The organism is Hoeflea sp. AS60 (genome assembly GCF_038900115.1).
Taxonomy (GTDB): domain Bacteria; phylum Pseudomonadota; class Alphaproteobacteria; order Rhizobiales; family Rhizobiaceae; genus Hoeflea.
On the sequence record NZ_JBBMQP010000002.1, the window covers coordinates 1305576 to 1330292 of the forward strand.

The window sequence follows — 24717 nt, forward strand, 5'->3', positions numbered from 1 at the left end:
GACATTTCCGCGGCCAGCAAATTGCTGCTCCTAATGCCGTGGGAGACCGCCCGACAAAAGCACAACGGCGGTGAATCATTGCGTATTTCCGTGTGTCGTTTACGCGGCATTTACTTTCGCGTGGCATTTTCTGCACATTGAATTTATTTGCTTTTTGACGAAAAGCACGCTCATCAAGCACATTTTCGCAGCGGTAATCACAGTGTTTTCATGACGAGTATCCTGACGAACAGCGCTGCTATCGGTGCACTGCAAACGCTTCGATCGATCAATAGCCAGATGGAGGCAACCCAGTCCCGAATATCAACGGGATACCGGGTTGCAAACGCTTCGGACGACGCTGCCTATTGGTCAATCGCCACGACGATGCTATCGGACAACAAGGCGCTTTCCGCAGTCGAGGATGCGCTGTCTCTCGGCGCGGCGACACTCGATACGGCCTATACAGGTATGGATGCGGCGATCGAAGTGATGGACGAGGTGAAGGCGAAACTCGTCGTCGCGCGCGAGCCGGGAGTCGACAAGACCAAGATCAACAAGGAACTGACCCAGCTCAAGGGGCAATTGCGATCAATTGTCGATTCCGCCACGTTCAATGGCGAGAACTGGCTGAAATGGAATACCGCAGCGGATTCCGTAGACAAATCACTGGTATCCTCCTTCACCCGCGGCGAGAACGGGCTCGTGACAGTTGGGACGACGACTTACACGGTCAGCACCGGCTTTGGCACCACCGGGATCAACTATCTCGTCGACAATGGCGGGACGGGCGAATACGGAATTCTGACGAGCAAGGCCTTTGCCACATCCGTCGGGGCAGGATCTGCCTATGTTCTGTTCAAGGGGGCAGCCAACCCGCCCTCCACCGTCGAAATGGTTCTGAACCAGACCACGACAGACGTTCAGATCGATGACATGATCAATACGGTCGATGCGATGCTGCAACGAATGATCGACGTGGCCTCGAACCTGGGTGCGCTGCAGACGGGACTTGAGCTAAAGGGCGACTTCGTGGCTGACCTCCGCGATTCGATCGAAACCGGCGTCGGCAGGCTGATGGATGCCGATATGAACGAGGAATCCACGCGCCTCAAGGCCTTGCAGACCCAACACCAGCTCGGCCTTCAATCACTTTCCATCGCCAACAACAACGCCCAGAACCTTCTTTCGCTGTTCCGCTGACCGCCTGGCTGGCAACGGCACATATGAGACCACGCCTCTCGAGTTTTCATTCCTCAATCGCGCTTCGGCAACCTGACGAAACGAAAGCAGGCGGCGGGGACCTTTCGCTCTCCCTGAAAAGCAACCTATCCGTCCGGCAAAAGTGATTCTGTTTCTGCTGTCGCGCTTGATAAACAATGCTGCTGACGCCAGATGACATGATCTTGCAACCACACTCTCTTGCCCGCAGCGCGCTGGAGGTTGATAAGATCGCTTAATGACTCGCACGCCAAATCCGACATCTCCCAAGCAATCCAAAGCCTCGGCTCAGGCTGACGGTGGCGTGATCTATGAGGAAAGCGATACCGACGAGGACGAGCAGTCCGAGATCGACGCTCCCCTGCCCGTTGATGTCGCCTCGGTCGCGGGCATGGAATGGAACGAAAGCCCCGGCGTTACCCCAGGCCTCAAGGGTGCCGAAGTCATCCAGGCCTTCGTCAAGCATCTGCCCAACCAGCCGGGCGTCTACCGGATGATGAACGAGACCGGTGACGTTCTCTATGTCGGCAAGGCGCGGAGCCTGAAAAAACGGGTAACGAACTACGCCCAAGGCCGTGGCCATTCCAACCGCATCACACGGATGATCGCGCAGACGACGAACATGGAGTTCGTCACCACGCGCACTGAAACCGAGGCGCTGCTGCTTGAAGCCAATCTGATCAAGCGGCTGAAACCTCGCTTCAACGTGCTGATGCGCGATGACAAATCGTTCCCCTACATCCTGATTACCGGCAACCACGCGGCGCCGGCGATCTTCAAGCATCGCGGTGCCCGCTCACGCAATGGCGCCTATTTCGGCCCCTTCGCTTCCGCCGGGGCTGTGGGACGCACGATCAATGCTTTGCAGCGGGCGTTTCTTTTGCGCACCTGCACCGACAGCGTCTACGAGAGCCGCACCCGGCCCTGCCTGCTCTACCAGATCAAGCGCTGCTCGGGCCCTTGCACCGGCGAGATCGATGGCGAAGGCTATGCCCGGCTGGTGGGTGAGGCGAAGGATTTTCTCTCGGGTCGCAGTCAGGCCGTCAAAGCCCAGCTGGCAACGGCGATGCAGTCAGCCTCTGACGAGCTCGATTTCGAGCGTGCAGCCATCTACCGGGACCGGCTTTCGGCGCTCAGCCACGTGCAGAGCCATCAGGGGATCAACCCGCAGACTGTCGAAGAGGCGGATGTATTCGCCATCCATCATGATGCCGGAATGGCCTGCATCCAGGTGTTCTTCTTCCGCACCGGGCAGAACTGGGGCAACCGCGCCTATTTCCCCAAGGCCGACCCGTCGCTGGCTCCGGGCGAGATCCTGGGAGCCTTCATCGGCCAGTTCTATGATGACAAGCCGACGCCGCAGATGATCCTGATCTCGGAGGATTTCGAGGACCGGGCGCTGCTTCAGGAAGCGCTCAGCGTGCGCATGGATCGCAAGACCACGATCACGGTGCCGCAGCGCGGCGAGAAGCGCGAGCTGGTCGATCAGGTGCTAAACAATGCGCGTGAGGCGCATGGCCGAAACCTGGCCGAAACCGCATCGCAGGGACGCCTGCTTCAGGGCCTTGCCGAAACCTTCAACCTGCCGCACGCGCCGAGGCGCATCGAGGTCTACGACAACTCGCACATCATGGGCACCAATGCGGTGGGCGGCATGATCGTCGCAGGGCCGGAAGGGTTTGCGAAGAACCAGTACCGCAAGTTCAACATCAAATCGACCGAGATCACCCCGGGCGACGATTTCGGCATGATGCGCGAAGTCATGCAGCGCCGCTTCTCGCGACTGATCAAGGAACACGGCGATAGCGGCCCCAACCAACCGGACGCGCCAGATGAAACCGACCCGGAGGCGATCAGCGCGTCGGTAATGCCAGCCTGGCCTGATCTGGTGCTGATCGATGGTGGCAAGGGACAGATGAGCGCAGTCAGGGCGATCCTCGAGGAACTCGGGATCGCCGACAAGATCACAGCCATCGGCATTGCCAAGGGTATGGACCGGGAAGCCGGACGAGAAAGGTTTTTCGTTCAGGGTAAGCCTGACTTCACTCTGCCGCCGCGCGATCCGGTTCTCTATTTCATCCAGCGGCTGCGCGACGAGGCCCACCGCTTTGCAATCGGCACCCACAGGGCGCGGCGCAAGAAGGAGATGGTCAGCAATCCGCTCGACGAGATCGCCGGAATTGGACCGACCAGGAAACGTGCACTGCTGCACCATTTCGGAACCGCAAAGGCCGTCTCACGCGCAGGGATCGATGATCTTGTGGCCGTCGAGGGGATTTCACAGGCGGTCGCCGAACTGGTCTACAATCATTTTCACGAGGAAAACCGGTAGATACCGGGACTGCAGGCAGAGAACCCTGCCGCCAGCGTTTGCCAGCGGCAGGGTTTGTCGTCTTACTCAGGCAGCGCATAGGCGATGATGGAATCGCCTGCCTTGGTGCCTGTCGAGCCATGGCCGCCGGCGACAACCACCAGATACTGTCGGCCATCAGCGCCAACATAGGTGGCAGGTGTTGCCTGTCCGCCAGCGGGTAGTCGGTCGCGCCAGATCTCCTCACCTGTCTGAAGATCGTAACCCCGGACATAGTAGTCGAGCGTTCCCGACAGGAAGGCGACGCCACCGCCGGTGATAATCGGTCCGCCGATGCCCGGCACACCCATCTCGAAAGGCAGCGGGATTGGGGAGAGATCATGGACCGTTCCGTTGACATGCTTGTAGACCGTCTTGCCATTGGTCAGGTCGACGCCTGCGACGTAGCCCCACGGCGGTGCCTGGCATGGCAGACCGAGCACGGAGAGGAACGTTCCCATCTTGGCGGCCCAGGGCGCACCGAAGTTCTCGTTGAACACAGGATCTGCATCTGAGGTGACGACGCGTTCCGTATCGTTGGAGCGGCTAACCAGCTTGGACGTGAAAGCCAGATAGACCGGCATAGCAAACATCACCTGACGCTCAGGATCGACCGCGACGGCGCCCCAGTTGAAGGTGCCGAAGTTACCCGGGTAGACGATGGTTCCGTCGGTTGTCGGCGGCGTGTAGCGGCCCTCATAATTCAAGCCCTGGAAGGCAATGCGGCAGGCCATCTGGTCGAGGATCGTCCCGCCCCACATGTCCTTTCCGGTCAGTTTGGGCGGATTGAACGAAATTGTGGAAACAGGCTGTGTCGGTGCGGTAAAATCACCCTCGACAGCGCCGCCGGGAGCCGGAACTTCCTCCACTGGCAGAACCGGTTCACCGGTCTCGCGGTTGAGAACGAAAATCTCGCCCTGCTTGGTTGGCTGCACCAAAGCTTTCACTGTGGCACCGTCAATGGTCAGATCGATCAGGCTCGGCTGGGCGGGAACGTCCATATCCCACAGATCGTGGTGGACGGTCTGGTAGACCCAACGCACTTCGCCGGTGTCCGCATCAAGTGCCGTGACGGAGGAGGAGAACTTTTCCACCGCCTCGCTGCGGTTGCCGCCCCACTGGTCGGGAGATTGATTGCCCATCGGCAGATAGACCAGATTGAGTTCCGGGTCCCAGGAACCGACGCTCCAGGAGTTCGGCGCGTTCTCGGAATAGGTCTCTCCCTCGGCGATTGGTTCGGTCGCCTCCGGACGCTTGGAATCAAAGTTCCACAGCAGTTCGCCGGTGTAGACATCGTAAGCGCGGATGACGCCCGACGGTGACGTGACGGAGGCATTGTCGTTGACCGTGCCGCCAACCACGAGCGCTGTTCTGGTGACAACCGGAGGCGACGTCGCATAGGCCGAGCCCGGCGTCACATTCGGCATGTTGGCCCAAAGGTTGATCGTGCCGTCCTCGCCGCCGAAGCCGGGGCAGATTTCGCCGGTCTGAGCGCTGATCGCTATCAGACGTCCGTCCGATGTCGGCACGAACAGCCGCTTGATGCACTCTGCACTTGGTTCAGTCCTTGACGCCGCCCGCTGATCGCGGGTCACCACAGGATTCGGATCGCCCGGCTTTGCAGTGCCTGCAACGACGTTCTGCGGCACACCGGCCGCCTGGGTGGTGACCTCCGAATTGCTCTCGCCTGCAAGAACAGCCTCCTGGTCGCCCATTGCAGTTGCGGAATTGCTGATGGATGAAGGCGTTGGCGCAGGGCGCGGATTGGCGACTCCGTCAAAATAACTCACGCCCCTGCAGGTCATGTGCTGCGTGGTCTTGGTTGGCGGCTGCTTGAGATAGGGATCGAAGCGCCATTTCTCCTCACCGGTTACCGGATCAAGCGCGATCACAGTGGAAAAAGGCGTACAGACATACATGGTGTTGTCGAAGACCAGAGGTGTGACCTCGTAGGTGGTTTCAGTCGGGTCTGTGTCGCCACGCACCTGATTGGTCTTGTAGGTCCAGGCCACCTTTAGCTTGCCGACATTGTCAGGCGTGATCTGCTTGAGCGGAGAATAGCGTTGGCCATAGGCCGTCCGGCCATAGGATTGCCATTCGCCCTCAGGAACGCCACCCGTCGCAACGTCTGCTGTTGCGCTCATGCGCTCATCCGGAAAAGTGCCGGCGACATCATGCGGGTCCTGCGTCATCGAAAAGATGCCGACGCCCGCCACGATCACCAAGGCCAGCGCCAATGCTCCGGCTGGCATGCCATAGCGGCGGGGTGACACGCTACCGGCATGAAGCGAGCGCACAACCGGTGGCAGCAACAACAGGATACCGATGACAGCGAGTAGCGAACCGCGTGCCGACAGCGCCCACCAGTCAAAGCCGACCTCCCACAGAGACCATCCAAGGGTGGCAATCAGCATCAGCGCATAGAGCCAAAGCGCAGCCGGTCGCCGCGCATACAAAAGTCCTCCGGTGATGAGAGCCGCCAGCCCCAGGACCAGGTAGAAGGGTGACCCGCCGAGCCAGGCGAGCCATCCACCGCCGGCGCAAAGGCCAGCCCCCAGAAGCAAAAGCAATACCGAGAGAACCAATCTGAACATATGTATGTCTCCAAAATTTTTAAACGCGCACAGGTGTAAGCACCCGGAGCCGAAATGGTTCCGAAGAAAAATTCATTGTTGAAAATGATGTCCAGGCGATCGCAAGGGCTTGGCCGAGTCGCCCGCATTGGGTGAGTTATTTCGTCTCAACCCGTAAGGTTCGCGTAGGCCATTTCGGGCCATTGGCGCATTACGGTCGCATTGGTCACACAGTTTTGAACGCAAAACGCAGGCTTGCCGCCTCAAGACGACTAATATGGGTCAGCTCGGGCAGTTCCGCATGGGGGCAAGGTGGATTATCGGTTGACCTGACGGGCCGCTCCCGCGCATCTTGCGCAAAATCCTGATACTGACGGGGTGCTTCATGGCGTCAAGCGCGCTTAACATACCGAATATGCTTACCTATGGACGGATTATCGCCGTTCCGCTGATCGTGCTGTGCTTCTTCATTGAAGGTCGGCTGCACGGCTCGGATCTGGCGCGCTGGAGTGCGCTGGCGATCTTTACCGTGGCCTCGATAACCGATTTCTTTGACGGCTATCTCGCCCGCATCTGGGACCAGACTTCCAACATTGGCCGGATGCTCGATCCTATCGCAGATAAACTGCTGGTGTCAGCGATCCTGCTGCTGGTCGCCGCCGACGGCACCATCGCCGGCTGGTCGATATGGGCTGCCATCATCATCCTGTGCCGCGAGATCCTGGTATCGGGATTGCGCGAATATCTGGCGGCGCTCAAGGTTTCGGTGCCGGTCACATGGATTGCCAAATGGAAGACCACCTTGCAGATGGTGGCGCTCGGGTTTCTGCTTGCCGGCCCCGCTGGCGACAAGGTCCTGCCCTACACCACTCAAATCGGCATCGGCATGCTGTGGATCGCGGCCGTCATCACGATTTACACCGGCTATGACTATTTCAAAGCCGGACTGAGACATGTGGTGGACGAATGAGCGTGCGGATTGTCTATTTTGCCTGGGTGCGCGAGCGCATCGGCAAGGGCTCGGAAGAGATCGATCTGCCTGACACGGTCGTCACAATCGGCGACCTGATCGGACACTTGTCGACGCTCGGCGAGGAATATGCCGCGGTTTTCGAGGTGCCCCAGGTGATACGTGCAGCCATTGACGAGGAGCATGCAGAGCATGACGAAGTCATTGGCAATGCAAGGGAAATCGCGCTGTTTCCACCGATGACCGGTGGCTGAGATGGCAACGCGCGACAATGCTGCAGGTAAGTCGACCGCTCCCATCACGGTTCGCATCCAGGCCGATGATTTCAACATCTCGCATGAAATCAGCGCGCTGACCTGCGAGCGCTCCGACATCGGCGCGGTGGTGAGTTTTACAGGTCTGTGCCGCGACGAAGGCGGTCGTCTTTCCGCGCTTGAACTCGAGCACTATCCCGGCATGGCTGAGCGTGCCATCCGGACGATTGCCGAAGACGCAGTTCAACGCTTCGCTCTCACCGGCATCACCGCCATTCACCGGCATGGGTCGATTGCGCCCGGTGGCAACATTGTGCTGGTGGTGGCGGCTGCGCCGCACCGGCAAGCGGCCTTCGACGGGGCCTCCTTCCTGATGGACTACCTCAAGACCGACGCGCCGTTCTGGAAGAAGGAACATCTGAAAGACGGTGGCGCAGGCGAATGGGTTTCGGCCAAGGATGCGGACGACAAGGCCAAGTTGCGCTGGCGGAACCAGTGATGAGCAGGACAGTCGAGCTTGAAGACGGCTGGAAAGCTGCGCTTTCATCCGAGTTGTCCGCGCCCTACATGGCCGAACTCCGCGCTTTCCTGAAATCCGAGATTGACGCAGGAAAACAGATTTTCCCGAAAGGTCCGGAGTATTTCGCAGCCCTTGATCTGACGCCGCTCGATCAGGTCAAGGTGGTGATCCTGGGCCAGGACCCCTATCACGGCGACGGACAGGCGCACGGTCTGTGCTTCTCGGTGCAGCCGGATGTGCGAGTGCCGCCCTCGCTGAAGAACATCTACAAGGAACTCGAGACCGATCTCGGTATCCCGAAAGCGAGCCATGGCTATCTCGAAAGCTGGGCGCGGCAAGGCGTGCTGCTGCTCAACAGCGTGCTTACCGTCGAGCGCGGTCTCGCAGCCTCCCATCGCGGGCGCGGCTGGGAACGCTTTACCGACGCGGTGATCGCCAAGGTCAACGAACTGCCGCATCCGGTGGTGTTTCTGCTCTGGGGCACATACGCGCAGAAGAAGGCCGACTTCGTCGATGCGAGCCGCCATCTGGTGCTCAAGGCGCCTCATCCCTCGCCGCTGTCCGCCTATGCGGGCTTTCTCGGCTGCAGGCATTTTTCGAAGGCCAACGCCTTCCTAACTGCAAACGGCATGGAGCCGATCGATTGGCAATTGCCTGAACTGCCGCCATTGACGAAGCTGACATAAAGTGGGCAACTCGCCCGAACGACCAAGGGTGACCATATGCGGTTTTCACGGCTCAAGATTACACTCATCAGTCTGGCCGTCAGCCTTGCGACCTGTTCAGTGGTCCGTGCAAATCCCGACACCCAGTACGACATCGCGCTCAGCAATATCATCCTGATCATGCATCACGAAATCGGCCACGCGCTGGTTGACCAGTTCGGCCTTCCGGTGATCGGGCAGGAAGAGGATGCGGTGGATGCCTTCGCCACGCTGATGGTGCTTGAAACCTATGACGAGCCCGCGCCGATCCTGCTCGATGCGGCGGCGACCTGGTTCGCCTTCGACAGGATCTTCAAGGCGGATGGTGGCGAGCACGCCTATTACGACGAGCACGATCTCGATATTCAGCGCGCCTACCGGATCCTCTGCATCGCGCATGGTTACGACACCGACACGTTCCTGGAGGAAGCCAGGAAACGGGCCATTCCCGATGAACGGCTTGAAACCTGCGAGTATGATGCAGCCCTTGCACTCGAATCCTGGGACCTGCTGCTGGCCGACGCGCTCAGGGACAGTGACAAGCCTGCCGGCAAGGTGTCGGTGGATCTGGCTGCAAGCGAGGATTATGACGACCTGCGACAGGAACTGAAAGACAGCGGCGTGATGACGGAAATCGCCGAATGGATCGACACTACCTACGACTGGCCCGCGCCCACAACGCTGGCCGCAGCCGAGTGTGGCGAGGTCAACGCATTTTATGACTCCGAAGAGCTCCGGATCACGCTTTGCTACGAGATGATGGACGAATTGCTGGTCGTGGCCAAGACGCTGGACCGCTGAAGAGCGGCAAAATGCTTTTTTCCCAACCCATTTGAAACCCCGTGCCTGATTGGAAGGCCTGGATTGGCATATACGCCGAGCCGGACCTGAGGCTGATACCGGCTGACCGAGGCAGGCAAGCGCAATCCACGCCCCCGACCTGAGATCGCGGCCAGTCGATCCAGCCATCCGAAATGCCAAGCGGGGTTGATCTGAAACAACTCACGTCCGTGCCGACCGTCCTATGACCAGAGTGGTTGCGGGTGATGGGGCTAACTCATGATCTCGGCGACAGGCATGCGAGATTCGTGAAAGGACCTTGGCCGTGAAGAACATCAAGATTGCCTTCTGGGGCGTATTGGCCCTCATCAGCCTTCTTTGGGTCGTGGCTGATCCGGCAGTGTTTGAGGCGAGCAGCGTGTTCGGGCTTCGCGGTTTCATGATGCAGTACAGCGGCGTGCTGGCCATCGGTTGCATGAGTTTTGCCATGATACTGGCGTTGAGGCCGCGCTGGCCCGAGCCGTGGCTGGGCGGGCTCGACAAGATGTACCGGCTGCACAAATGGCTCGGCATTTCCGCGCTGATCTTCGCCGTGGTGCACTGGCTGTGGTCCGAGGTTCCGAAATGGGCCATCGACCTGGGACTTCTTGCGCGCCCGGAGCGCGGCGAACGTCCGGAACTCACAAACCCGATCGCGCAATTTCTGTCCGGACTGCGCGACCCAGCCGAAGGGCTCGGTGAATGGGCCTTCTACCTCACCGTGCTTCTGATTGCCGTAGCCCTGCTCCCACGCATCCCCTACCGTTGGTTCTTCAAGACACACCGGATCCTGGCAGCAGTCTACCTGGTTCTGGTGTTTCACACCGTGGTGCTGACAACTTTCAGCTACTGGATCTCGCCGTTGGGTATTGCTCTCGCGCTGCTTCTGGCCGCAGGCAGCTTTGCTGCGGTGATCGTGTTGTTCCGACGCGTGGCGGCAGGGCGCCAGGTATCAGGAACGATTGTCGAACTGCTGCAGTTTCCGGGAGTCAAGGTGCTGGAAAGCCGGATAAAATTGCAGCCGGGCTGGCCCGGCCATCAGCCGGGCCAGTTTGCTTTTGCCACCTCCGACGCACAAGAAGGCGCCCACCCCTACACGATCGCCTCGGCATGGGATCCGGCAAATCCGGAAATAACCTTCATCATCAAGGGGCTGGGCGATCACACCAGCCATCTCGCCGAGAAGCTGAGCATCGGTCAGAAGGTCAAGATCGAAGGGCCTTATGGCTGCTTCACCTTTGAGGACGGCGCCAAACGGCAGATCTGGATCGGCGGCGGCATCGGCATCACGCCTTTTGTGTCGCGGATGAAGTATCTGGCGCACGCCAGAACGCATCAGCCGGACGCACCACCACAAGTGATTGACCTGTTCCACACGACGACCGATCTCGACGAGGATGCGCTGGCAAGATTGGCAGCCGATGCCGTGGAAGCAGACGTGCGGCTTCATATCCTGATCGATGCCAAGCATGGAAAGCTCACCGGTGAGCGCATCCGCACCGAGATTCCCAACTGGCGCGACGCCAGTGTCTGGTTCTGCGGACCGGTTGGTTTTGGCGACGCGATGAGAACCGACTTCGCCGCCCATGGTTTGGACATCAGAACCAGGTTCAATCAGGAACTCTTCAGCATGCGCTGAAGGTGTTTGCACTAAGACGACACGAAAAAGGCGGCCTTCGCGAGAAGGCCGCCTTTTGCATCTGGATCAAGCGCGCCGGTGAACCGGCGGTGCTCTTAGCTGGCTTCAGCCGACGATTTCGGTGCCGGCGAACCAGTAGGCGATTTCTTCGGCGGCGGTTTCGGGTGCATCCGAGCCATGGACCGAATTTTCGCCGATCGACAGCGCAAACGTCTTGCGGATGGTGCCTTCGTCAGCGTTGGCCGGGTTGGTGGCGCCCATGATTTCGCGGTTCTTGAGGATGGCGTTCTCGCCTTCAAGCACCTGAACAACGGTCGGGCCGGAGGTCATGCCTTCAACCAGTTCGCCGAAGAAGGGGCGGTCCTTGTGCACGGCGTAGAAGCCTTCGGCTTCGCGGGTGCTCATCCAGACGCGCTTGGAGGCCACGACACGCAGGCCGTTGTCTTCGAATACCTTGGTGATCGCGCCGGTCAGGTTGCGCTTGGTGGCATCGGGCTTGATCATCGAAAAAGTGCGTTCAATCGCCATTGTGTCGTTCCTTTAGCGGTTTGCCCGCCGGGAAGCGGGCCAAACGGGGTGCAAAAATCCGGGCAGACACGGGTCGGCCCGGAGTTGCGGCCTAAATAGCCGCATGCCCGATCATTCGCAAGGGGACATTGACATATGCGGGAGGTGCTGCAGGCGCAACAGGCCTCCCCTTGGGAAATTGGCCCTCTCCGTCTTCAGCTGCAGCCCGTATCCGGGATGGCTTGGAACAAGCACCAATACGTTGTAGATTCATGACATGTCTGACGCAGTGACAGCATCGGGGATCGTTGCGGTCGCGGTTTTCGGGTTTGCCCCCCAAAACAACGCGATGCTGGCGGCCGGGGCGGAGCGGACATTCAAGCCTGTCATCGATGGCATGATCGCCAGCATCTGCGGCTGGCTCTTGCTGTTTGGCCTGGCTCTGGGTGCCTTGTCCCTGCTGCCGGTATGGACCAGCAGCCTGGCCATCATCTTTGCGTCACTGGTGCTGGCAATGGCGGGATTGAGCCGATATCTGGCCGATCCGAGCAATCCCCGCCAGCCTGTGGTTTCGGCTGCCTCCCCGGCGCTTCCGCTGCACCACCTTCAAAGCCCGGAGAGCTGGGCTGTCGCCTTTTTTCTCGCCGGGTCAGCCATCAGCGGATCGATGACCTTGGCGGCCGCCTTTACCGGGCTGACGTTGCTGACGACGTTCGGCCTGAGCCTCTGGGCGATGGCGGGCTGGTCGGGTTGCCAGCACCTCACCTCGCAATGGCACCGGCGTCATCTCGACTGGACCTTTGGCATCCTGATGTTTGTCGCAGCCATTGCCTCGCTCGTGCCCGGAAACTGACCCCCGGTTCAGCTTGCCGCAGGCACCGAGCGACCCAGACCTTCATGCAGATCAAGGCAGCGCTCGAACCAGTCCGTCACCGCGTCGCCCTCCTCGAGCAATTTAGCCTTCGATGCGACCCTCGCCCATTGCAGCGCGCCAAAGACGATGTAATCGGCAAACCGCGGAGAGGAACCGCCGATCCAGGGCTGCGATTTCAGCATCACGCGGAGCGGCGTCAGCTTGGCAGAAAAGCCTTCGATCTCGGCCTCGCGGCGTTCGGCCACCTGTTCAAACGTCTTGCCCAAGCGGGCCTCGCGGCTTGGATGGAAATAGGCCTGATCTTCCGGCGCCAGCATGTCGTGGATCTCCCTGAGCGCGACAACATTGAGGGCCGGATGCAGGGTCGATTGCGACCAGCTTTCCACGAAGCGCGCCATGGCCTGACCGCCGTCGCCGCCAAACAGCGATGGTTTGTCCGGGTAGGTTTCCTCCAGATAGGCCGCGATCAGGAAGCTGTCGGACACAACCTGGCTGCCATCACGGATAACAGGCACCGTCTTGGAAACGCCGCCCTCTACCTCTGGCACCTTGGTGAAGCAGACCATATTGCGCTCGAATGGCAGGCCCTTGTGGGCCAGCGACATCGCTGTCTTCCAGCAATGCGGGCTAAAGGGCCGAGATACGTCAGCGCCGACAAGCTCGTGCAAAACAATGGTCATGATAGCTCCACCCTATTGAAAACAGGCACAGTCATGGCCGATGCAACCTGATTTGTCACCACTGGTTCGTATCGATTGCGGGACTTGCTTACATTCTCCAAATTTCGCAAGCTTCGCCGCATTCACAGCCGCAATCCAGCCTGAAGGCACTGAACACATGTCCCTGATGAAAAGCGTTGCATGCACAAGCCCGGGCCAACTCGAGATCCGTGAGGTTCCACGGCCTCAGCGCGGCGAGACCGAGGTGCGGGTCAGGATCCGACGCGTCGGCATCTGCGGCACCGATTTTCACATCTTCGAAGGCAAGCATCCATTTCTGGCCTATCCAAGGGTGATGGGCCACGAACTGGCGGCGGAAGTTGTCGAAACCGGCCCCGACAGCGCCTTTGCAGTCGGCGAGCATGTGATCATCAATCCCTATCTCTCGTGCGGCCAATGCCGGGCGTGCCGCACAGGCAAACCCAACTGCTGCAAGGCAATTGCGGTTCTCGGCGTGCATCGGGACGGCGGCATGTGCGAGGAACTCTGCCTACCCGAGATCAATCTGGTGCCCTCGGAAGGCCTGTCGCTTGATGCCTGTGCGACCGTGGAATTTCTGGCCATCGGTGCGCATGCCGTGCGCCGCGGCGCTATCGGCACTGAAGACCGGGTGCTGGTGGCCGGCGCCGGGCCGATCGGGCTGGGCGTTGCCATCTTTGCCAGACTTGCTGGCGCCGAGGTTTCCATTCTCGATCTTGATGCCGACCGGCTCAGCGAAGCCTGCGCGATTGCTGATGGTTGTCAGCCGATCCAGGCCGGGGATGGAGCCGAGGCCGAGGTCATCCGGCTGACAGGTGGGGAAGGCTTTGACGCCGTGTTTGACGCGACAGGCAACCTCGCTTCGATAGAAGCCGGATTTGCCAGAGTGGCGCATGGCGGTCGCTACATCCTGGTCAGCGTCGTCAACGAGACCTTGAGTTTTGCGGATCCGGAGTTCCACAAGCGGGAAATGAGCCTGATTGGCAGCCGCAACGCGACATCCGAGGACTTCAGAACGGTCATTGCCGCGCACAAGGCCGGGAAAATTCCGCTCGATCGCATCATCACCCACAGGACCGATTTCGACGGGGTGAGCGAAGACCTGCCGCGCTGGACACGCAACAAGGCCGGTCTGATCAAGGCGATGATCACGCTCGACTAGCTTTGTCGCTGCCGCTTCCCCTGCCCTCAAATTGCGTTGCCGTGGCACCACACCGGGCCATTGATGGCCCGGATTTTTCAGCAAGTTTTGCTGCCGCGCCCATCTCCGCTTGCAAATCCGCGCAGTTACGGCCAATAAGCCGACATGCTTACGATTACAGACCTTTCCGCACGCATTGCCGGGCGGCTTTTGATTGACAATGCTTCGCTGGCGCTGCCCGTGGGCATCAAGGCCGGGCTTGTGGGCCCCAATGGCGCCGGCAAGTCGACGCTGTTCAAGATCATCACCGGCGAGATGGCGACCGAGACCGGTCACACCTCCATCCCGAAGAACACCCGGATCGGACAGGTGGCGCAGGAAGCGCCGGCCGAGGACACCGCTTTGGTCGAGATCGTGCTGCGCGCCGACATCGAGCGCACCAAGCTGATGAAGGAAGCCGAGACGGCGACCGATCCCAACCGCATCGCCGAGATCCAGACCCGGCTGGTTGATATCGACGCCCATTCGGCTGAAGCCCGTGCCTCGTCGATCCTGGCGGGTCTTGGTTTTGACCAGGATGCTCAGCAGCGCCCTGCCTCGAGCTTCTCGGGCGGCTGGCGGATGCGCGTGGCGCTCGCCTCGGTGCTGTTTGCTGAACCTGACCTGTTGATGCTCGACGAGCCTACCAACTATCTCGACCTTGAAGGCACGCTGTGGCTGGAAGAATACATCCGCCGCTATCCGCATACCGTGCTGATCATCAGCCATGACCGCGACCTGTTGAACACTTCCTGCAACGCAATCGTGCACCTAGACCAGAAGAAACTGACGTTCTACCGTGGCGGGTTCGACCAGTTTGAACGGCAGAAGGCCGAGCGCGACGAGCACCAGATGAAGGCGCGCGAAAAGAGCCTTGCCGCGCGCAAGCACATGGAAGAATTCGTTGAGCGCTTCCGCGCAAAGGCTTCCAAAGCCCGCCAGGCGCAGTCGCGCATCAAGGCGCTCGAAAAAATGGGCACCGTCGACGCGGTGATCGAAAACAATGTCAGCGGCTTCTCGTTCCCGCGGCCTGATCGCGGCGTCGCCTCGCCTATCATCGCGATCGAGGGCGGCTCCGTCGGCTACACACCCGGCTCGCCGATCCTCACACGTCTTGATCTCAGGATCGATGCCGATGACCGCATCGCGCTGCTGGGCTCGAACGGCAACGGCAAGTCGACCTTCGCCAAATTCATCGCCGGACGGCTGCAGGCCGAAGGCGGCTTGATCCGCACCGCGCCGCAGCTCAAGACCGGCTTTTTCGCCCAGCACCAAATGGACGATCTGATCCCTGAAGAATCTGCCGTCGCCCATGTGCGCGCGCTGATGCCGGATGCGCAGGAAGCACGCGTTCGCGCCCGGGTGGCGCAGATGGGCCTGAAGCAGGACAAGATGAACACGCCGGCCAAGGATCTGTCCGGTGGCGAGAAAGCCCGCCTCTTGATGGGTCTTTCGGCGTTTCAGGCACCGAACCTGATGATCCTCGATGAGCCAACCAACCATCTGGATATCGACAGCCGTGCCGCGCTGATCCGGGCGCTCAATGATTTTCCGGGCGCCGTCATTCTGATCTCTCATGACCGCCATCTGATCGAAGCCACGGTTGACCGGCTGTGGATCGTTCGCGACGGCACCGTGAGTGCCTTCGACGGCGACCTGGAGGATTACCGCCAGGAAGTTGTCGGCGCTTCGAGCAAGAGCAAGAAGAGCAACGACGGCGACGGCGGCTCCAAGGCCGAGAAGCGCAAGCAGGCTGCCCAGGAGCGCGCAAACCTCGCGCCGATGAAGAAAAAGATCAAGGATTTCGAATCCTTGGTGGAAAGACTTACCAAGCAGATTCAGTCTCTTGATGCGGAACTTGCGGACCCGGCACAGTTTGCCGATGCGCCCTACAAGATCGCCCAGAAGACCAAGCAGCGCGGCGAACGGGCGGCGGAACTGGCCAAGGCCGAGGAAGACTGGCTGGCTCTCACCAGCGAAGTCGAGGAAGCCGAAACCACGGAATAGTCGGATAGTGCCGGTGTAACAGCCGGCCGTATCTGCCGCTTGCGCCCCATTGTTTCCCGCGATGAAAAGATCGTGCTAGCTTCTCCCCCGTCATACGCTTTTAGGGGGCTTGGGGGCATGACAGTAATGATCATGGCGAGGGCTGCGACATTCGTCCGGCGCCCGGCTTTTCGAAAACGTGACAACAACTGGCTGGTGATTATCCGGTCGGTTCTTCTATTTTGCCTGTCGCTTGTGATCGCCGGCTGCACCACCGGCAGGCCAGGCACGACCAACCGCTCCTATACGCTTTACGCGGAAACGAGGGTCGGGTTTGCGCAAAGTGTGCACTCCAGGGCGCCACGTGGCGGACGCGCTTTCGGCCTGGTCGAAATCACATTCCATCCGGATTACAAGCTTGTCGCAGGTGACAAGGGATGCCGGGCGACCGCACGGGACGTCGGTCTGGAACTGGTGATTGTGTTGCCGAAATGGCGAGATGGAAAGCCTGTTTCAGTATCGATCAAGAACCATTGGGCACGGTTCGAACGAACCATTCGCAACCATGAAATGACCCATATCCGTATTGCCAGGGATTATGCGGCGAAGATGCGCAGTTCCATTGCGGCTCTGACCTCCAGCACAAGCTGCAATGAGCTGGCGGGCCGGATCAGGAATAGCGTTATCCAGATCAAGGCGCAGCACCTGCGCGCCCAGAAGCGCTTTGATGCGCGCGAGCAAACCCGCCTGAACAGACTGTTGTAGGCGGCAATATCAAAAATCAAAAATCTTGAAATCGTTCAACTCGAACGATCCAGACCATACAAGATTCACGCTTGCGAAAGTTGCGACGCAGCAATTTCACACCATTAGAATGCACCTCAACATTTTGTGTTTCTAATGTACTGTTTTGTTAACTTTTCAGAAAAGTATTTTTGAGACCTTGAACCTCGAACGGACGCATGACGCGTCGAACACCGGTCAGCCACCCCCACACCAACTCGTACAATGGCTCAGAAGCGGTTTGAAAACCGTGCGGGCCCCACCTCATGTTGTCCATTTTTCAAGGAAGCTACTCCAATGGGCCTTAGTAACATCATTGCATCCGACGATAAAAACATCATCCAGGCTTTGAAAAAATCCCTCGCTGTGATCGAATTTGATCTGTCCGGCAACATCCTCAATGCCAATGACAGTTTCTGCCAGGCGATGGGCTACGATCTCTCCGAAATCAAAGGCAAGCATCACCGGATGTTCGTCGATCCTTCGGAGGCCGCCTCACCGGCCTATGCCGAATTCTGGAAGAAACTCGGCCGTGGCGAGTTTGACAAGGCGCAGTACAAGCGCATTGGCAAGGGTGGTAAGGAAATCTGGATCGAAGCCAGCTACAACCCGGTTCTCCGCGGCGGAAAGCCTTACAAGGTGGTGAAATTCGCCACTGACGTGACAGCACAGAAGCTCAAGTCTGCCGAAGATAGCGGCAAGATCGAAGCCATCTCCCGGGCCCAGGCCATGATCGAATTCAATCTCGACGGCACCATCATCACCGCCAACGAGAATTTTCTCCAGGCGCTCGGATACAGCTTGTCAGAGGTCAAGGGCAAGCATCACCGGATGTTCTGCGAAACGTCGTACACGCAGAGCGCCGCATATTCCGATTTCTGGAAGAAGCTCGGTAGCGGCGAGTTCATCTCCGACGAGTTTCTCCGTATCGGCAAGGGCGGGCGTCATGTCCACATTCAGGCTTCATACAACCCGATATTCGATGCCGATGGGAAGGTTTTCAAGGTCGTCAAATTCGCAACCGATGTGACACAGCGTGTGAACAATGTTGTTTCACTCTCGCAAGCGCTTGAGCTAATGGCGGAAGGCGATCTGACCGTCAACATACCCGACCCTTTCCAGCCTGCGCTGGAGCCGCTGCGGATCCATTACAACAAGGCCAACAAAGGGCTTTGCGATGCCATGCACTCGGTCTCCGAGAATGCCAGAATGATCTCCAACGGCTCCGAAGAAATTCGTGCCTCTGCAGATGATCTTGCCAAGAGAACCGAGAACCAGGCCGCATCCGTTGAGGAAACCGCGGCAGCTCTTGAGGAAATCACTAAGACTGTCGCCTCCTCCAGCCAGCGTGCCGAGGAAGCCGGCCAGCTTGTAGCCAAGACCAAGCAGGACGCCGAAACGTCTGGCATCGTTGTCGACAAGGCGGTTGTCGCCATGGCCGAGATCGAGGCTTCGTCCAAGGCGATCACCAACATCATCGATGTGATCGACGTGATCGCATTCCAGACCAACCTGTTGGCCCTGAACGCCGGCGTGGAAGCAGCCCGAGCCGGAGAAGCAGGTCGCGGCTTCGCCGTGGTCGCCCAGGAAGTCCGCGAACTTGCTCAGCGCACCGCAACGGCGGCGAAGGAGATCAAGGAACTGATCACCGCCTCCGGCGACCAGGTCAAATCCGGCGTTTCGCTGGTCGGCGAAACAGGCAAGGCGCTGGTCAACATTGTCGAACAGGTCAAGCAGATCAACGCCAATGTCGAGGCCATCGTCATCGGATCGCGTGAACAGTCGACCGGCCTGAACGAGATCAACACGGCCGTTAACGCCATGGATCAGGGCACGCAGCAGAACGCCGCGATGGTCGAGCAATCGACTGCAGCAAGCCACGGCCTTGCACAGGAAGCAGCATCACTCTTCCAGTTGCTCACACGGTTCAAGCTCGATGAAGGTGCTGCTCAACACCGTCCAAGAGCTGCCAACACCGGACGTGCTTCGCCTGCTCCGCAGGCAGCTCCGGCGCGCCAGCAGCGGGCGGCATTCAATGGCAATGCGGCTCTCGACACCTCTGAATGGGAAGAATTTTAAGCCCAGCTTGGAATTCACTGAAGCGCAGCAGATAGAGAAAAGCCCCCGAATCGCGAGATCCGGGGGCCTTTTCATGCACATAATCAGGCGCCGTGAGAGTTGGCGACCGCGCGACGAGAGTGCTCTGCTGGGGCCCACCGAGCCGACGAGCGCCGAAAAAACTGCCGCTTCGCATCAATTCCCACGGTCTGTTTCTTAATAATTCGGAAAAGTATTTCTGGGAATTTCAATGTCAGATTGGTGCATGACGCGCCAAATTCTCCTTCTACTTATCCTTGAGTTGGCACACCTGTTAGATCGCTGGTGTAAGTTTGAATGCTATTTTCAACCATTATCCACGGGAACACATACAATGAGCATCAGCGACATCGTTACCTCTGACGAAAAGAACATCGTCCGGGCGCTGAAGAAATCCCTGGCCGTCATCGAATTTGACATGGCCGGCAATATTCTCGATGCCAATGATCGTTTCTGCAAGGCGCTTGGTTACGAACTATCAGAGATAAAGGGCAAACATCACCGCATATTTGTTGATCCCGCAGAAGCCGCTTCGCCAGCATACTCAGAGTTCTGGAAGAAGCTTGGGCACGGAGAGTTTGACAGTGCCCAGTACAAGCGCATTGGCAAGGGCGGCAAGGAAATCTGGATCGAAGCAAGTTACAATCCGATTTTCCGGGGAAACAAGCCATACAAGGTGGTGAAGTTTGCCACCGATGTGACCGCCCAGAAGCTTCGGTCAGCCGAAGATCACGGCAAGATAGACGCCATTTCCCGCGCACAGGCCATGATCGAGTTCAATCTCGATGGCACCATTATCACCGCCAACGAGAATTTCCTCAAGACGCTTGGCTACAGCCTTGACGACATAAAGGGCAAACATCACAGCATGTTCTGCGAAACGTCGTTCTCACAGAGTCCTGACTATGCCGCTCTCTGGAAAAAGCTCGGCGATGGAGGATTCACTTCCGGCGAATTCCTCCGTCTCGGCAAAGGCGGGCGCAACGTCCATATCCAAGCGTCCTATAACCCAATTTTTGACGCGGATGGCAAGGTTTTCAAGATCGTCAAATTCGCAACCGACGTTACACAGCGAGTGAACAATGTTCACTCTCTTTCAGACGGACTCCAGCGCTTGTCCGACGGTGATCTTACACATCAGATCGCAGACCCTTACCGGGCTGACCTCGACCCGCTGCGGGTCAATTTCAACAAGGCAATCAAGGGACTCTGCAGCGCCATGCATTCTGTCTCCGAGAACGCCAGGATGATCTCCAGCGGCTCGGAAGAAATCCGTGCATCGGCCGATGACCTTTCCAAGCGAACAGAGAGCCAGGCAGCGTCGATAGAGCAGACAGCTGCGGCGCTGGAGGAAATCACCAAGACCGTCACCTCCTCCAGCAAGCGCGCCGAGGAGGCCGGTGAGCTTGTAGCCAAGACGAAGCAGGATGCGGAAACATCGGGTGTGGTGGTCGACAAGGCCGTTGTGGCAATGGCGGAGATCGAGGCTTCCTCCAAGGCAATCACCAACATCATCGATGTCATCGATGTCATTGCATTCCAGACCAACCTGCTTGCCCTGAACGCAGGCGTGGAAGCTGCACGAGCAGGAGAAGCCGGGCGCGGCTTTGCAGTTGTGGCCCAGGAAGTGCGTGAACTCGCACAGCGAACGGCAACTGCAGCAAGGGAAATCAAGGATCTGATCACCGCCTCGGGCGAACAGGTCAAGAGCGGGGTATCGCTCGTCGGCGAAACCGGCAAGGCATTGTCCAACATTGTCGAACAGGTCAAGCAGATCAACGCCAATGTCGAGGCCATTGTCACCGGGTCTCGCGAACAGTCGACTGGCCTGAAAGAGATCAATAACGCCGTCAACGCAATGGATCAGGGCACACAGCAGAACGCAGCGATGGTCGAGGAATCAACCGCAGCAAGCCACGGCCTGGCGCAGGAAGCGGCATCACTGTTCCAACAGCTCTCAAAATTCAAGGTTGATGCCGGTGCTGCTCAACACCGCGCAAGGTCTGGCAGCAGTGATCCGACTTCGTCCGCCCCGAAGGCAGCCCCGGCGCGCCAGCAGCGAGCGGCATTCAATGGCAATGCGGCTCTCGACACCTCTGAATGGGAAGAATTCTGATACGAGCCTCCCGAATTCAAACGCTAATCAGTATGCTGAGACAGCCTCCGGATCTTGATCCGGGGGCTTTTTTGTTGCTGACGAAAATCGGCCGGTTGTCGCGGTTGCTGAACAGCCGTTTACACATGCGTGTGTATGCCAAATCAGCGCCAAAATTGTTTTACGATGAAGATCGCGACTGTTGACCGACATCAAGCGCGGCGGCTGGCGGGGGTGCTATGGAAATCCGGGAAACGGGAACTCCACATGACACCCTCCAAATCCGACATCGAAACCATTGTCAAAACAGCGGAGCGCGGCCCATCTGTCTGGCGCCGGCTGATATGGGGGCTGCTGCTGGTTGTCGCCGCGGCCGGGCTCTGGTTCTGGTGGACCTCCGGTTCACGGCAAGACCTGCCGCTTTACATCACCCAGCCGGTCGAACGCTCGGACATCATCGTTCAGGTAACGGCTACAGGCACGGTGGAGCCGACCAACAAGGTCGAGATTTCGAGCGAGCTGTCTGGCACAGTCCGTTCGGTGGAAGCGGATTTCAATGATCTGGTCAAGAAAGGGCAGATCCTGGCGCGGCTCGACACCGACAAACTGGAAGCAAATGTCGAACTCGGCCGGGCTTCTCTGAGCGCCAGCCAGGCCCGCCTGGCCGAAGCGACTGCGACCCTCAATGAAATGAACGACAATTACGAGCGTGCCCTGCAGCTTGAGCAAAAGCACGTGACCACGCTGGAAGGCCTTCTGAAAGCCAAGGCAGCCCGGGACCGGGCGGAAGCCGCACGCAAGAGTGCGGAAGCTGACATCCGGGTCTCCGAAGCCAACCTCAAGATCAACGAAGCCAACCTCACGAAAGCCTGCATCTGTTCGTCGATTGACGGGGTGGTGCTTGGCCGCAATGTCGAGGTTGGCCAGATCGTGGCGTCCTCGCTGCAGGCGCCGGTGCTGTTCACGCTTGCGGCAGATCTCAAGAACATGGAATTGCGGGTCGACATCGACGAGGCCGACATCGGCAAGGTGAAGGTCGGCAATGAGGCCAGTTTCACGGTCGAAGCCTATCAGGGGCGAACGTTCCCGGCGGCGATCTCCGCATTGCGATTTGCACCCAAGACGGTCGATGGTGTGGTGACCTATGAGGCGATCCTGTCGATCGACAACGCGGAACTTCTGTTGCGGCCCGGCATGACGGCGACTGCCGACATCAAGGTTGCCGAAATCAGGGATGCGCCGGCAATTCCCAACGCGGCGCTGAGGTTCGCGCCGCCTGCGCAGGCGGAGGAAAGCAGTGGAACCGGCCTGCTGGGAATGCTGTTCAAGAATGCGCCAAGCCGGGCACCCTCCGCGGCAGCGAGTGCCAGCGCAGACGGTCACCGCACCATCTATGTCCTCCGAAATGACGCAGCTGAGGCCGTGGATATTTTGCCGGGCGAAACCGATGGCACGAAGACAGCAATCAGTGAGGGCGATGTGGCTGTGGGCGATCTGGTGATCACAGATCTGACCGAGCAATGAGCGCCGTTGAGGCGGATACGCCAAAACCGCTGATCCAGCTTCAGGGCATCACCAAGATCTACGGAACCGGCGATGCGGAGGTCCGGGCCTTGCGCGGCATCGACATGGAGATCAAGGGCGGCGAATTTGTCGCCATCATGGGACCCAGCGGCTCCGGCAAATCGACCGCGATGAACATCCTGGGCTTTCTCGACAAGCCCACCGGCGGGCACTATTTCTTCGGCGGCGCGGAGGTCGATCACCTCAGCCGCGATCAGCTGGCGCTGCTGCGCAGAAACTTTCTCGGTTTCGTCTTCCAGGGCTACAATCTGCTGGCCCGGACATCGGCGCTGGACAATGTCGAACTGCCGCTGATCTACAAGGGCATGCCCGGAGCCAGGCGCCGCCAGCTGGCGCGCGAAGCCCTTGCCAAGGTCGGGCTGCGCGGCCGCGAGGACCACGATCCATCCCAGCTTTCAGGCGGACAGCAGCAGCGCGTGGCTATTGCGCGAGCCATCGTCACCAACCCGGATGTGATCCTGGCGGATGAACCGACGGGAAATCTGGACACAGCCCGAAGTCACGAGATCATGGATCTCTTGACCGACCTTAACCGCAAGGACGGCATCACCATCCTGATGGTCACGCATGAGACCGACATGGCCGAGTATGCTGACCGGATGGTGCATTTCCTCGACGGGCGGATTGAATCGGACAAGGCCAACGAAAAGGGTGCGCCCGATGCTCTATGAAGCGGTACGCCTCGCGCTGCAGGCCATTCTGAGAAACGTGTTCCGGTCATTTCTGACAGTTCTGGGCATCGTCATCGGTGTCGCAGCCGTCATTGCCATGGTCACCGTCGGGCAAGGCTCCACCGATCAGGTGAAGGCCGATGTCGCAACGCTTGGCACCAACCTGTTGATGATCCGGCCCGGGCAGCCATCACGAGGTCCTGGGTCTGGTGTCGGCGGCACTGCCGCAAACCTGACGATGAAGGATGTCGATGCGATTGAACAGCAAATCGCCAGCGTCGCGGTGGCAACCCCAAGCAATTCGCGCTCTATGACAGCAATCTTCGGCAATGTGAACTACACGACCACGGTAACAGGCACTGACAACCGCTACCTGACAGCGCGCGACTGGGAGATCGCAAGCGGCCGTTCGTTTTATGAGAGCGAGCAGCGAACCGGATCCTCTGCCTGCATCCTGGGCAAGACGGTGAGCGAGAAACTGTTCGGAAACGGTGATCCGCTTGGCGCCAATATCCGATTGAAGCAGATCTCCTGCCGGGTCATAGGCACGCTCGAGGTCAAGGGCGCATCAAGCTTCGGAACCGACCAGGATGACATTATCCTGATCCCGATCCGGGCGTTTCAGCGGCGGATTGCCGGCAATCAGGACGTCTCGATGATCTACGCCTCGATCCGAAAAGGGATCTCCACCGACAAGGGCAAAGCCGACATCGAAAGCCTGATGCGCGAACGCCGCCGGATCGGGCCCTTCGAGGAAGATGATTTCAATGTCTTCGACATGAAGCAGATCACCTCAATGCTGACCGGCATCACCAGCGTGCTGACCGGATTGCTCTCAGCCGTCGCCGCCGTCAGCCTTCTTGTGGGCGGCATCGGCATCATGAACATCATGCTGGTTTCGGTAACCGAACGTACCCGCGAGATCGGCATAAGGCTGGCGGTCGGGGCGACCGAAAGACAGGTGCTGCTGCAGTTTCTGGTCGAGGCCATCGTGCTGTCGCTGATCGGCGGGCTGATCGGCATTCTGCTCGGGCTGGCGTTGGGCTTGCTCGGTTCAAGACTGCTTTCGATCCCGTTTGCACCGGATGCGACAATCGTACTGGCCGCGTTTGTGTTCTCGGCGCTGGTCGGGATCGTGTTCGGCTATTTCCCTGCCCGCCGGGCAGCGCGGATGGATCCGATTGAGGCTTTGCGACATCAGTAGACGGCAGAG

General features: G+C 59.1%; 20 protein-coding genes. 17 read left to right on the forward strand and 3 right to left on the reverse strand.

Translation table 11 applies throughout. The features are described 5' to 3' along the window. Positions 1-210 precede the first annotated feature (210 nt). A complete protein-coding gene (locus tag WNZ14_RS16620; protein ID WP_342869732.1) occupies positions 211-1182 on the forward strand; it encodes a flagellin in 972 nt (323 codons plus the stop codon). A gap of 256 nt (positions 1183-1438) precedes the next feature. Continuing rightward, entirely contained in the window at positions 1439-3532 is a 2094-nt protein-coding gene (gene uvrC, locus WNZ14_RS16625) for an excinuclease ABC subunit UvrC (RefSeq protein WP_342869733.1), read from the forward strand. A 62-nt stretch (positions 3533-3594) separates the two neighbouring features. Here the strand turns inward: uvrC and WNZ14_RS16630 are convergent, their stop codons facing one another. Next, on the reverse strand, positions 3595-6144 hold the full coding sequence (locus tag WNZ14_RS16630) for a membrane-bound PQQ-dependent dehydrogenase, glucose/quinate/shikimate family (RefSeq protein WP_342869734.1): 2550 nt from the start codon (positions 6142-6144) through the stop codon (positions 3595-3597). A gap of 364 nt (positions 6145-6508) precedes the next feature. On the opposite strand from WNZ14_RS16630, the gene pgsA reads away from it, so the two are divergent. The 6 genes from pgsA to WNZ14_RS16660 all read left to right on the forward strand — a co-directional run bounded on the left by pgsA (position 6509) and on the right by WNZ14_RS16660 (position 11029). Then, the gene (gene pgsA, locus WNZ14_RS16635) at positions 6509-7093 is read left to right on the forward strand and encodes a CDP-diacylglycerol--glycerol-3-phosphate 3-phosphatidyltransferase (RefSeq protein ID WP_342869735.1); all 585 of its coding nucleotides are present in this window, start codon (positions 6509-6511) and stop codon (positions 7091-7093) included. Next, entirely contained in the window at positions 7090-7347 is a 258-nt protein-coding gene (moaD, locus tag WNZ14_RS16640; RefSeq protein WP_342869736.1) for a molybdopterin converting factor subunit 1, read from the forward strand. The genes pgsA and moaD overlap by 4 nt, the downstream gene beginning before the upstream one ends. A 1-nt stretch (position 7348) precedes the next feature. After that, entirely contained in the window at positions 7349-7846 is a 498-nt protein-coding gene (locus WNZ14_RS16645) for a molybdenum cofactor biosynthesis protein MoaE (protein WP_342869737.1), read from the forward strand. Next, entirely contained in the window at positions 7846-8553 is a 708-nt protein-coding gene (ung, locus tag WNZ14_RS16650; protein WP_342869738.1) for a uracil-DNA glycosylase, read from the forward strand. The genes WNZ14_RS16645 and ung overlap by 1 nt, the downstream gene beginning before the upstream one ends. A 36-nt stretch (positions 8554-8589) precedes the next feature. Then, positions 8590-9372, forward strand: a complete 783-nt coding sequence (locus tag WNZ14_RS16655) for a DUF4344 domain-containing metallopeptidase (protein ID WP_342869739.1) — start codon at positions 8590-8592, stop codon at positions 9370-9372. Positions 9373-9676: 304 nt separating this feature from the next. Next, on the forward strand, positions 9677-11029 hold the full coding sequence (locus WNZ14_RS16660) for a ferric reductase-like transmembrane domain-containing protein (protein ID WP_342869740.1): 1353 nt from the start codon (positions 9677-9679) through the stop codon (positions 11027-11029). A gap of 105 nt (positions 11030-11134) precedes the next feature. Here WNZ14_RS16660 and ndk read toward each other — a convergent pair whose 3' ends face one another. Further along, positions 11135-11557 carry a nucleoside-diphosphate kinase gene (gene ndk, locus WNZ14_RS16665; protein WP_342869741.1) on the reverse strand — a complete coding sequence of 141 codons (423 nt, stop codon included), beginning with the start codon at positions 11555-11557 and terminating at the stop codon, positions 11135-11137. Between the two features lie 256 nt (positions 11558-11813). Here ndk and WNZ14_RS16670 point away from each other — a divergent pair, with 256 nt between their 5' ends. Further along, the gene (locus tag WNZ14_RS16670; RefSeq protein ID WP_342869742.1) at positions 11814-12389 is read left to right on the forward strand and encodes a hypothetical protein; all 576 of its coding nucleotides are present in this window, start codon (positions 11814-11816) and stop codon (positions 12387-12389) included. Between the two features lie 8 nt (positions 12390-12397). On the opposite strand, the gene WNZ14_RS16675 is transcribed toward WNZ14_RS16670, so the two are convergent. Then, positions 12398-13090 carry a glutathione S-transferase family protein gene (locus WNZ14_RS16675; RefSeq protein WP_342869743.1) on the reverse strand — a complete coding sequence of 231 codons (693 nt, stop codon included), beginning with the start codon at positions 13088-13090 and terminating at the stop codon, positions 12398-12400. A gap of 166 nt (positions 13091-13256) precedes the next feature. Here WNZ14_RS16675 and WNZ14_RS16680 point away from each other — a divergent pair, with 166 nt between their 5' ends. The 8 genes from WNZ14_RS16680 (at position 13257) to WNZ14_RS16715 (ending at position 24708) form a co-directional block, all read left to right on the forward strand. Beyond that, on the forward strand, positions 13257-14270 hold the full coding sequence (locus WNZ14_RS16680) for a zinc-binding alcohol dehydrogenase family protein (RefSeq protein WP_342870263.1): 1014 nt from the start codon (positions 13257-13259) through the stop codon (positions 14268-14270). Positions 14271-14414: 144 nt separating this feature from the next. Continuing rightward, the gene (locus WNZ14_RS16685) at positions 14415-16295 is read left to right on the forward strand and encodes an ABC-F family ATP-binding cassette domain-containing protein (protein WP_342869744.1); all 1881 of its coding nucleotides are present in this window, start codon (positions 14415-14417) and stop codon (positions 16293-16295) included. Positions 16296-16412: 117 nt separating this feature from the next. Further along, on the forward strand, positions 16413-17039 hold the full coding sequence (locus WNZ14_RS16690; RefSeq protein WP_342869745.1) for a DUF922 domain-containing protein: 627 nt from the start codon (positions 16413-16415) through the stop codon (positions 17037-17039). A gap of 315 nt (positions 17040-17354) precedes the next feature. Then, positions 17355-19136: a PAS domain-containing methyl-accepting chemotaxis protein gene (locus WNZ14_RS16695; protein WP_342869746.1), complete on the forward strand. Its 1782-nt coding sequence runs from the start codon at positions 17355-17357 to the stop codon at positions 19134-19136. A gap of 352 nt (positions 19137-19488) precedes the next feature. Further along, complete coding sequence (locus tag WNZ14_RS16700) at positions 19489-21270, forward strand: PAS domain-containing methyl-accepting chemotaxis protein (RefSeq protein WP_342869747.1); 1782 nt, start codon at positions 19489-19491, stop codon at positions 21268-21270. A 246-nt stretch (positions 21271-21516) separates the two neighbouring features. Then, positions 21517-22773, forward strand: a complete 1257-nt coding sequence (locus WNZ14_RS16705; RefSeq protein WP_342869748.1) for an efflux RND transporter periplasmic adaptor subunit — start codon at positions 21517-21519, stop codon at positions 22771-22773. Next, positions 22770-23504, forward strand: a complete 735-nt coding sequence (locus WNZ14_RS16710; RefSeq protein WP_342869749.1) for an ABC transporter ATP-binding protein — start codon at positions 22770-22772, stop codon at positions 23502-23504. Before WNZ14_RS16705 ends, WNZ14_RS16710 begins: the two co-directional genes overlap by 4 nt. After that, on the forward strand, positions 23494-24708 hold the full coding sequence (locus WNZ14_RS16715) for an ABC transporter permease (RefSeq protein ID WP_342869750.1): 1215 nt from the start codon (positions 23494-23496) through the stop codon (positions 24706-24708). Before WNZ14_RS16710 ends, WNZ14_RS16715 begins: the two co-directional genes overlap by 11 nt. The last annotated feature ends 9 nt before the right edge of the window (positions 24709-24717 follow it).

Bases quoted from the DNA above. Each gene is read 5' to 3' on its own strand.
- WNZ14_RS16620 (WP_342869732.1), top strand. From the start codon at position 211: ATGACGAGTATCCTGACGAACAGCGCTGCTATCGGTGCACTGCAAACG.
- uvrC (WP_342869733.1), top strand. From the start codon at position 1,439: ATGACTCGCACGCCAAATCCGACATCTCCCAAGCAATCCAAAGCCTCG.
- WNZ14_RS16630 (WP_342869734.1), bottom strand. From the start codon at position 6,144: ATGTTCAGATTGGTTCTCTCGGTATTGCTTTTGCTTCTGGGGGCTGGC.
- pgsA (WP_342869735.1), top strand. From the start codon at position 6,509: ATGGCGTCAAGCGCGCTTAACATACCGAATATGCTTACCTATGGACGG.
- moaD (WP_342869736.1), top strand. From the start codon at position 7,090: ATGAGCGTGCGGATTGTCTATTTTGCCTGGGTGCGCGAGCGCATCGGC.
- WNZ14_RS16645 (WP_342869737.1), top strand. From the start codon at position 7,349: ATGGCAACGCGCGACAATGCTGCAGGTAAGTCGACCGCTCCCATCACG.
- ung (WP_342869738.1), top strand. From the start codon at position 7,846: ATGAGCAGGACAGTCGAGCTTGAAGACGGCTGGAAAGCTGCGCTTTCA.
- WNZ14_RS16655 (WP_342869739.1), top strand. From the start codon at position 8,590: ATGCGGTTTTCACGGCTCAAGATTACACTCATCAGTCTGGCCGTCAGC.
- ndk (WP_342869741.1), bottom strand. From the start codon at position 11,557: ATGGCGATTGAACGCACTTTTTCGATGATCAAGCCCGATGCCACCAAG.
- WNZ14_RS16670 (WP_342869742.1), top strand. From the start codon at position 11,814: ATGTCTGACGCAGTGACAGCATCGGGGATCGTTGCGGTCGCGGTTTTC.
- WNZ14_RS16675 (WP_342869743.1), bottom strand. From the start codon at position 13,090: ATGACCATTGTTTTGCACGAGCTTGTCGGCGCTGACGTATCTCGGCCC.
- WNZ14_RS16680 (WP_342870263.1), top strand. From the start codon at position 13,257: ATGAAAAGCGTTGCATGCACAAGCCCGGGCCAACTCGAGATCCGTGAG.
- WNZ14_RS16685 (WP_342869744.1), top strand. From the start codon at position 14,415: ATGCTTACGATTACAGACCTTTCCGCACGCATTGCCGGGCGGCTTTTG.
- WNZ14_RS16690 (WP_342869745.1), top strand. From the start codon at position 16,413: ATGACAGTAATGATCATGGCGAGGGCTGCGACATTCGTCCGGCGCCCG.
- WNZ14_RS16695 (WP_342869746.1), top strand. From the start codon at position 17,355: ATGGGCCTTAGTAACATCATTGCATCCGACGATAAAAACATCATCCAG.
- WNZ14_RS16700 (WP_342869747.1), top strand. From the start codon at position 19,489: ATGAGCATCAGCGACATCGTTACCTCTGACGAAAAGAACATCGTCCGG.
- WNZ14_RS16705 (WP_342869748.1), top strand. From the start codon at position 21,517: ATGACACCCTCCAAATCCGACATCGAAACCATTGTCAAAACAGCGGAG.
- WNZ14_RS16710 (WP_342869749.1), top strand. From the start codon at position 22,770: ATGAGCGCCGTTGAGGCGGATACGCCAAAACCGCTGATCCAGCTTCAG.
- WNZ14_RS16715 (WP_342869750.1), top strand. From the start codon at position 23,494: ATGCTCTATGAAGCGGTACGCCTCGCGCTGCAGGCCATTCTGAGAAAC.